This is a genomic window from Holospora obtusa F1 (assembly GCF_000469665.2).
GTDB lineage: Bacteria > Pseudomonadota > Alphaproteobacteria > Holosporales > Holosporaceae > Holospora > Holospora obtusa.
In genome coordinates this window covers 1-8,956 of sequence record NZ_AWTR02000024.1, presented here as the reverse complement: position 1 = coordinate 8,956, position 8,956 = coordinate 1, and the positions used below count along the sequence as shown (strand labels likewise).

Annotated in this window: 8 protein-coding genes and 1 pseudogene; 8 read left to right on the top strand and 1 reads right to left on the bottom strand. The window is 34.2% G+C overall.

The genetic code is table 11. The features are described from left to right. From P618_RS00980 to P618_RS07650, 4 genes and pseudogenes are all read left to right on the top strand, one after another. Positions 1-314 (top strand): annotated as a pseudogene (locus tag P618_RS00980) (IS481 family transposase); the annotation flags it as partial. Between the two features lie 136 nt (positions 315-450). Then, positions 451-846 carry a 50S ribosomal protein L19 gene (rplS, locus tag P618_RS00975; protein ID WP_021827937.1) on the top strand — a complete coding sequence of 132 codons (396 nt, stop codon included), beginning with the start codon at positions 451-453 and terminating at the stop codon, positions 844-846. A gap of 1 nt (position 847) precedes the next feature. Further along, on the top strand, positions 848-1,930 hold the full coding sequence (gene ychF, locus P618_RS00970) for a redox-regulated ATPase YchF (protein ID WP_156918940.1): 1,083 nt from the start codon (positions 848-850) through the stop codon (positions 1,928-1,930). A 614-nt stretch (positions 1,931-2,544) separates the two neighbouring features. After that, entirely contained in the window at positions 2,545-2,967 is a 423-nt protein-coding gene (locus P618_RS07650) for a hypothetical protein (protein ID WP_156918939.1), read from the top strand. 170 nt (positions 2,968-3,137) lie between these two features. Here P618_RS07650 and murA read toward each other — a convergent pair whose 3' ends face one another. Then, entirely contained in the window at positions 3,138-4,415 is a 1,278-nt protein-coding gene (murA, locus tag P618_RS00960; protein WP_040458133.1) for a UDP-N-acetylglucosamine 1-carboxyvinyltransferase, read from the bottom strand. Positions 4,416-4,927: 512 nt separating this feature from the next. On the opposite strand from murA, the gene P618_RS00955 reads away from it, so the two are divergent. From P618_RS00955 to P618_RS00940, 4 genes are all read left to right on the top strand, one after another. After that, on the top strand, positions 4,928-5,230 hold the full coding sequence (locus P618_RS00955; protein WP_021827933.1) for a hypothetical protein: 303 nt from the start codon (positions 4,928-4,930) through the stop codon (positions 5,228-5,230). A 1,182-nt stretch (positions 5,231-6,412) separates the two neighbouring features. Further along, a complete protein-coding gene (locus tag P618_RS00950) occupies positions 6,413-7,072 on the top strand; it encodes a MotA/TolQ/ExbB proton channel family protein (RefSeq protein ID WP_021827931.1) in 660 nt (219 codons plus the stop codon). 14 nt (positions 7,073-7,086) lie between these two features. After that, complete coding sequence (locus P618_RS00945; protein ID WP_021827930.1) at positions 7,087-7,536, top strand: ExbD/TolR family protein; 450 nt, start codon at positions 7,087-7,089, stop codon at positions 7,534-7,536. 6 nt (positions 7,537-7,542) lie between these two features. Continuing rightward, the gene (locus tag P618_RS00940) at positions 7,543-8,343 is read left to right on the top strand and encodes a hypothetical protein (protein WP_021827929.1); all 801 of its coding nucleotides are present in this window, start codon (positions 7,543-7,545) and stop codon (positions 8,341-8,343) included. Positions 8,344-8,956: the final 613 nt, after the last annotated feature.

Genomic DNA, 8,956 nt, shown 5'->3' with positions numbered 1-8,956 from the left:
ATATATTTCAGCGTGTCTGTAATGAAAATAATATTCAGCATCAAAAGACAACGATCAAGCACTTTTGGGCCAATAGAGCACGGATGAATAGAACTCAAGAAGCAACTGTGAATAATTTTTATGATGCATCTCATGATCAGCTCAAACAGCATCTGCATGCTTATCTCATAGCTTATAATTTTGCCAAAAGACTTCAAGCTATTAAAGGAAAAACGCTTTGGCAACTTATTTTAAACCAGTGGATAATTTATCCTCAATACTTTACAATTCATCCTGACCACATATTGTTGAGACTAAACAGCAGCTTAATTTAGTTTAAGCGGTCGTACATCATAGATGATCAAGCTGTTTTATTTTTTTTTGAAACAATCAAACTCTTACTTATGATCTTGGCATTTTAAAATTTTTTATGATATACTTACTGTCAAAAGTTATCTCATATGGGTTACAATGAATCTTTTAGAACGATTTAATCAAAAGAAAATTGCTGAGCTAATGGAAGGAAAACAGCCAATTCCTGATTTTTCACCAGGAGACACGTTAAGTGTTCATGTTACATTAAGTGAAGGAGGGCGTGTTCGTATTCAAAGATTTGAAGGAATTTGTATCGCGAGAAGAAATCGCGGTCTTCACTCTTCTTTTGTTGTGCGACGTGTTGTGGGAAGTGTGAGCATAAAAAGAAATTTTCCCTTGTATAGTCATGTGATAGAAAGTATTCAAGTTTTGCGCAGAGGAGTTGTTCGTCGCGCAAAATTGTATTATTTAGAAGGGCTTAGTGGAAAATCTTCTAGAATTAAAGAGCGTCGCAGACCCATCGTGTCCCCTTCTTCATCTAAAAACAGGTGAAATTGTGATGCAATGTGGCCTTGTTGGCCTTCCTAATGTTGGAAAATCGACATTGTTTAACGCGTTAACGGAAAGTAATTTAGCTCAGGCGGAAAATTATCCTTTTTGTACTATTGAACCTAATATTGCTTCTGTCAATGTTCCTGATTCCCGCCTAGATTTATTATCAAAGGCTGCTCAATCTAAGTCAATTATTCCATCTCAAATTCAATTTGTTGATATTGCCGGTCTAGTAAAAGGCGCAAGCAAAGGAGATGGACTGGGTAATCAATTTTTATCTCACATCAGGCAAGTAGACGTCGTTGTCCAAGTTGTTCGTGCGTTTTCAAAAGATGGAATCATACATGTACACGGAGCAGTGGATCCGTTATTTGATATGGATGTTATTGAGACAGAGCTTTTGCTTGCAGATCTTCAGAGTGCAGAGCGTCAATTGTCCAAAAAACACAAGGCTATTGAATCTGGAAAAGATGTTAAACATATTCTAGAACAAGCGTTAGCCTACCTTCAGAGTGGAAAATTGCTCCAAAGTTTTAATTGGACTTTGCAAGAGCGAATTATTCTTTCTAGATTGGGATTTTTGACAGCAAAGCCTATGATTTATCTTATCAATATTTCTGAACAAGATTTAATGGGCAAAACTTTTCCTTATCGTGACGCTATCTTAGAGCATGCAAATGGAAAGCCCGTTGTTTGGATGAGCACACAAGTAGAATGCGAAATTGCGCAACTTTCGCAAGATGATAGATCTGTTTTTTTAAAAGATTTAAGTATAGACCATACGGGGCTCGAGCACATTATTTGTCAGGTATATCGCTCTATGGGATTAATTTCTTTTTTCACTGTGGGCCCAAAAGAAACTCGGTCTTGGACGGTTAGAGAGGGCGCAAAAGCTCCAGAAGCAGCAGGATGTATTCATAGTGATTTTGAGAAAGGTTTTATTCGGGCAGAGGTTATTTTTTGGGAAGATTACGTTGCTTATCATGGTGAATATGGAGCAAAAACCGCAGGGCGCATGGCTACGGAAGGCAAAGATTATGTTGTAAGAGATGGAGATGTTATGCTTTTTCGTTTTAATGTTTAGGAAAACATAAAAATTAAATCTTAAATATTTTTTAAATTTAAGTTTATGGAAAATTTAAATTATTCGCTTAATTTAGGCAATCAAAGCGCTTAAATTAAGTGACTTTGTTTACATATCGTGCGCATTCGAAAATTTTGATATAATTTCACTATAACTGCATGTAACCCATCTTTACTTTCAAAAATATTGACCTTAAAATGGACAAGTTAATTAATTCGGAGCTGTATTGTATGGAAAAGCTTTTTGATCAATTTAATTTTTGGTTAGGTAACACAAAAAAAAGGTCTCAAAAAATAAGAAAAGTGCTCGTTACTTTATCTTTATTGGTCTTGACCCCCCAAATAAACGCTATGCTCAACAAAGAGTTAGAAAAGGTGTCAGCTAAAGTGACGCACAAAGAAAAATTTGGAATTTCTTTTAAAGAAAAGAATGAATTAATCGATGAAGTTTATTCGTGTTTTGGAAAATTACTAAAACAATCTATAAAAGAATTGAAGCGACGCACAAAAGAAGAAAAAAGTTTAAGTGCAAAATTTATGATAGAAAATTTCTTTTTACATTTGGGCTGCGTTCACCTGGATCAGTTAAATAACATTATCAAAGTTTTACACACTTTGGGAGAAAAAAAAGAAATTGTGCAATACGTAGAAGGATATAAAGATCAGTTGGCATCAAGCCTTTTAATAAAATCTGGATTTATTGGTGAAGGTAGAAAAAAAATAAGAGAAAATTATGAACTTAGTATCTTTTTTAGAGATTCTATACAAAGAATAGAAGAGTATTGTTCCATCATGGAAGTGATCATAAAAGCCCAAGAAATTCCTGAACACGAAAAAGATTTTTATGGTTTTCAAAAGGAAAGATTTTCATTAATAGAAAACCCAGTGTACTTTGAGCAAGAACAAAAAATTTTGCAAATAAAAAAATATGTAGAATCAATAGAAGAAACAAGAAAAAAGTTGTTAGATTATGTAGACAAAAAAATCGAAAAATCAGGAGTCTTTAAAAGCTTTTTAGAAATTTTTCAAAGAGAATAGATCAACATTACAAAAGATTATACTTTATTTTTCTTAAAAAATCTAATGATACTTTTTAAGAAAAATCTCCTATGAACTCTTACATCAATCTTGCAACGCTTTGCATAAACCAAAAATTTAACACTTTTAGATAAAAACACATATTTTCAAGTGATAAAACCAAAAAACAATTACAAAGATCTTTTTGGGCAAACACGCTCTATTTTCGCTCCACACGACAATAATTTTCCCGGAAGATTTTCGTACCCTCGGTCTAAATGGTATACTCGATTTACGATGGTTTCTCCCTTAGCAGCCAACGCCGCCAAAACAAGGCATACAGAAGCGCGAAGATCTGTAGCCATAACTTCTGCGCCCGTAAGAGAGGTCTTTCCTTTAATGTAGGCAGTCGATCCATTAATAGTAATATTCGCCCCCATCCGAGACAATTCACCTACATGCATAAAACGATTTTCAAAAATATTTTCTTCAATAGTAGAAGAATTTTCTGCTTGAGTTGCAAGTACCGTAAATTGAGACTGCAAATCTGTTGGAAACCCTGGAAATACTTGAGTTCTTATGTTGAATCCGCTCCAATAATCCGGACTTTTGATATAAAAAGTTCCTGGAGAAACTTCGCGAATAGGCACACCAATGTGCGTCAGCAAAGACACATAAGACCCCATAAGTTCTTTAGCACAGCCTGTTAAGGTCAGCTCCCCACGACTCATCAACGCTGCCACAATGTATGTTCCAATTTCGATGCGATCTGGAAGAATATTAAAATGAGTTCCTTCAAGAGAATCTTTTCCTTGAATCTGTAGAACTGATGTTCCCTGCCCCTCAATAACGGCTCCCATTTGCTTTAGACATTGCACCAAAGATAAAACTTCCGGCTCTAGTGCTATATTTTCAAGGCGCGTTTCACCTTTTGCTAAAACAGAAGCAAGCAATAAATTTTGTGTTCCCGTAACACTGGGGCGAGGAAACTTATAAACTCCCCCAGAAACGCGGCCTTTAGGAGCAAAGGCATGGATATACCCATCGTAAACGCTTACATCTACTCCCAAGGCTTGCAGTCCTGCAATATGATAATCTACAGGACGCACCCCGATAGCGCACCCACCAGGAAAGGCAACTTGAGCTTTTCCACACCTTCCCAACAATCCGCCTAACACCAAAATAGATGCTCGCATTTTTCTTACCATATTGTAATCTGCGCGTGCACCAGAATCTATTTTTTCTGCTTGAGCAACAAATGTTTTAGAGTTCATCTGAACTCTAACGCCTAAATGTTCTAACAAAAGCTTTAAAGAAAAAACATCTGCTACAAGAGGAACTCGATCTAAAATCAACTGCTTGTCTGTGAGCAAAGAAGCTGCAAGCAAAGGAAGAGCCGCATTTTTAGCACCATTGATCGCAACGGTTCCAGACAAAGGAATACCGCCTTGTATACGAAAATAATCCATTTCTTTAAAGCTTAATCTATAATATTTTTTCATTTTAGTAAGCTTTTCATAGAAACACAAGCGTTTAGAAACATCAAAAAAAAATATATAAAATTTTAGTTAAATTTACAAAAAATCATTTTTTAAAATTTCAACAATGGTAATTTAAAAATTTATTTTTTTATTTTCACTTTTATTATTTTAATATAGAAATTTATTTAATATATTTTTTTTTACTATAGTTGCAAAAAAGCATCGATTTCGTTTCAAATTTTATATTAGAACGTTGCAATCATTTTTTTGTCTTGGATGTACGAACGTGATCCATAACTGCGTCAAAAAGTTAGCAAAACATTGCATTTCGATAAGAAATCAATTAATTTTTTTACAATATAAGATTTTTTTATGATGCACTTCCCTTATTTAAATATTTTTTTTATAATTTAAAAACGATCTACACTCGATTTACGTTACAATGATAAATTAATATTTTTTTGTTAGAATTACGAATGTAATTTCAAAAGTGATCTAAAATGTTAAAACTAGAAAATTTTAATCAATTACCCACTACAGGCATATTTTTTGCTTTAAGTGCCCTTGCTGTACTTGGCAATACATCCATTGCAGCTCCGCAGGAGACTCCGAGATTTGCGGACAATTCTGCGCCCCAATCTGCGAAAAAAACGATACAACAAAATATAGAAGAAAACCCCATATTTCAAAAATATTTGAAAGAAAGACAAGAGGAAATGGAAAAAATTAAAAAAAAATTAGAAAAAATGCATAAATTAGCAAAAGAAAACGCTCAGAAAGGGGGTAAAAATAATGTTTTCTAGAAGGGATTTTAAACTCAATTAGCTGTTTTTTCGTGGTACATCTCTCTGATGAACAATTCTGACTAAAAATATATAATCGGAAGCACTCACTATATCTGAAAAAATAATTTTTTAAGAGCAATCTTTTGTATTTGCAATGCTTTAAAACGATTAATATTTTTAATTACAATAACCTAAATAAACAGCGTACAACTTTTTTCAAATTATTTCATTCGTATGAAACGCTTGCTATGTACTATTTTTGAACATTATTAAAAGATGTTGCTCATTATTCTATTATTGAAAAAAACGCCAAACTTTTATTAGTTACTACAAAATTTTTAAATTATACACTTTAGAAATTTTAGTAAGAGCCTTAAATAACCCAGATATTTTAAAAGCGATTGCTTCTTTTCAGATCTGGTCATTTACTTTTAAAAACCTGTCTACTTAAGGCTTTTTCATTTTATACTTTTTTTTTATATTATGCAAGAGTAAAATCAGTTTAAAAAAAATAAAATCATCTAAATCAACAGTGTTTAAAATTGAACTTAAACAATATTCACTCGTATTTATCTGTAATTAAGCGTACAATTGTAAAAATTATATTAATTATTTCGTTGGTAACAACTTTAGGTCTACCTTCATAAGTTTTTTTTTTTCTTGTGCAAAATTATAATAAATCAAGTTGAAGCTTTAGAATGCAAGAGCTGTTCTTAGAAAAAAAAATCTCACATCATATAGCCTAAATTTTTTACCTTCGATTACTGAACGTCGTGCTTTACCTGCTCACGAATCTTACCTTAACTACTATATCATGTTGCAAAAGAAACAGTACATATCTGTCGAGACCAGACGTTTTAGACCTAAAATGATTTGCTCTCCATGCCCATTAGGGGCCTTTCTACTTATTAATAGCCTCAAATAACATGTTCTCCCTCAAACGTTTGCATGTTTTGAAGGTGTTGCCAATCTCTGTATGTTTTTTGTCGTGAAGAATTTTTTGATTTGCGCTCCCTATACTCTTGTTTCTTCAAAATTAATTTATTACGCAATAGGTCTAATAAAAAAATAATTAATATACGCAAGCCTTACGTTAACCTTGATACGTACATATTCTTAAGAGCAGAGTTGTTTTGTAGAAAATTTTCTGAGATAATAGAAAAATCATTATGAAATCGTGTTAGAAAGGAAAATCCGGCTGTGGAAGAAGTAGTTGTGCAAATATCTCAAAATATTTCGCTTTGGGGATTGTTTTGGCAGGCAGATTGGATCATCAAGAGCGTAATGATCGGACTCTTGGCGGCATCTGTCGTTTCATGGAGTATTATGATAGGAAAATTTTTGCAGCTGCGTAAGTTGTATCAAGAAGCTTCAAGGACACAGGAGGCTTTTGAAAAGGAATCCTCAACTTACTGGGAACAGATGCGTCCGTGCTCTTGGACTATGCCGTTCGCGTATGTCGTTAGTCTGTTTGCAAGGGAATCTCGCAGAGGTTCTTCTTCTGTATGGCGGCAAAAAGTAGAAAACATTTTGGAAGCATACCTAGAAAATCAGAGAGATTATTTAATGAAGAGTATGGGGACACTTGACACTATTGGATCAATATCTCCTTTTGTAGGACTTTTTGGAACTGTGTGGGGAATTATAAACAGCTTTAAAGGAATTGCGAGCTCTGGATCTACAAGCATTGCGGCAGTTGCTCCTGGTATGGCAGAAGCACTATTTGCAACTGCTATTGGATTAGTAGCAGCTATTCCAGCAGCGATTGCTTACAATCGCTTAACCCTTAACATACAAAGCTATATGACCAAATTGGAAGGATTTTGCCGAATTGTTAATGTAGCACACCTTGATCATTAAAAAAGGTAAGATTCATGAAATTAAATCGACACAAGCGACAAATCAAGTCACATTCAGAAATCAACGTAACTCCTCTTGTGGATGTGATGCTGGTGCTATTGGTTATCTTTATCGTAACTACCCCGTTGATGCATAGTAATGTGTGTATCAATTTACCAAAAGGTGGGCCCGGAATTGCTAAAAAAAATCAAAGTATCCCCTTAACAATTGCTATTCATAAAGATGGGGGTTTTTGGTTTCAAGACAAACAGATTAGTATTAATGAGCTTCTTGAACGTCTTAAAATTTTAGATCCAGATCATCAAGAAACGATCTATATCGAAGCAGACAAATCTTTACTTTACGAACACTTGGTACAGTTGATGATTCAACTTTCTCAGTCAGGATTTACAAAGCTTATGTTAGTTACTGAAGCTCAAGAAAAAAATATTTTGAAAAAAAAGAGAAGTCGTCGAAAAAAATAGGAAAAAATGAAAGCATTAAATTGGATCATATCACTAACGTTTCACGGTTTAGTCGGAATGGGAATTCTTTTTAGCCACCATTTTTCTAAGGTAGATTTTCCAGAGCAGACTTCTGTGTGCACAATTCCACTAGACATTCAAAATTTTGCTGCAGTTTCTAGAGCCCCCAAATCTAAACCGAAATCTGAATGTGTTAAAGAACAAAAAAAAAGTTCTTCTGTTACAGAAGAGACTTCTAGTCAAAAAGAGAAAACTTTTTCATTTGATGAAATGTTGAACCAATTAGAAGAAAAAAACACGGAAAGTACGAAAATTAAAAAACATAAGAAATCTTCATCTAAAAAACAGAAAAAAAATAATTCATCAAAATCGTCTCAAAAAAATTCAGGAGAAGAGGATGTTCATAGTATATTAAAAGACATTTCAGAACATCCTAAAGGGCCTTCTGCTCAAACTCCAGAAGTTGATCCAAATTCTGAGTTTTCTTACGGAGCAAGCCAAGTAGGGCAGGATATCGCCGTAAGTATCTTAGATCGCGTTCAAACATTATTGCAAAATGCTTGGAGACTTCCTGCACTGTCAGAAAACGGAGAAAAATTGGTAGTGTTGGTAGAGCTGGAACTGAATCCTGATGCAACAGTCTCTAAAGCTACAATTTTAGGCGGAACTACAGCACATCCAGCTTATGCCATTGCTGCAGAAAGCGCTGTAGCTGCTGCGTTTGATCCTAGTTGCAATCCTCTTCCCTTACCGCTTGATCAATATCATAAATGGAAAAAATTACGCATTCACTTTTCTCCGCATTAGTTAATTTTCTCGAACTAATGTTTATGAGCTCTTTAAAGAAGCTAAAAAAGCTTATGGGCTCAATGCGTTTTGAACGAGCTGGCTGGGGAAGAGAAGCTAAAATATAACAAATGTTCAGACAAGACCGAAAGTGAAGGAGCACGAAAGATGTAAGTTGCTTTTTCATCTTACTTTTACAGTCAACCTGGCATAAAAAGGTTATAGAAAGTGATGATAAAAGATCGTCAATAAAAGAAATGAGTGGAACAGCGAATTTGCTTTTCCTAAGCTTACTTTTTTTCGGTAAAATTTAAGAACCCAAGAGAATATAGAAGGTGCAGTATGGTAAAGTATGCCTTGCATCTTCGATCATCTTTTTACCTTTATGAAATGAGGCGTTGCCCATGACACTTACGCATCGCTCAAGAAGATTTGGTAACAAAAGCTGATCCACTCAACATGTAAATATTCTTTGTATTTACGGAAAGCAAGATAACAATCTAATATAGTAACTGATGTTACGCAGCAATAGTTGATTTCTGCTTGAAATAATCATATTTTTCGTCTGTAAGTTTTTAAGGACAAAAAATGAAACTGGATCTTCTTGATATGTATAGCGACTATTTGATAAGTC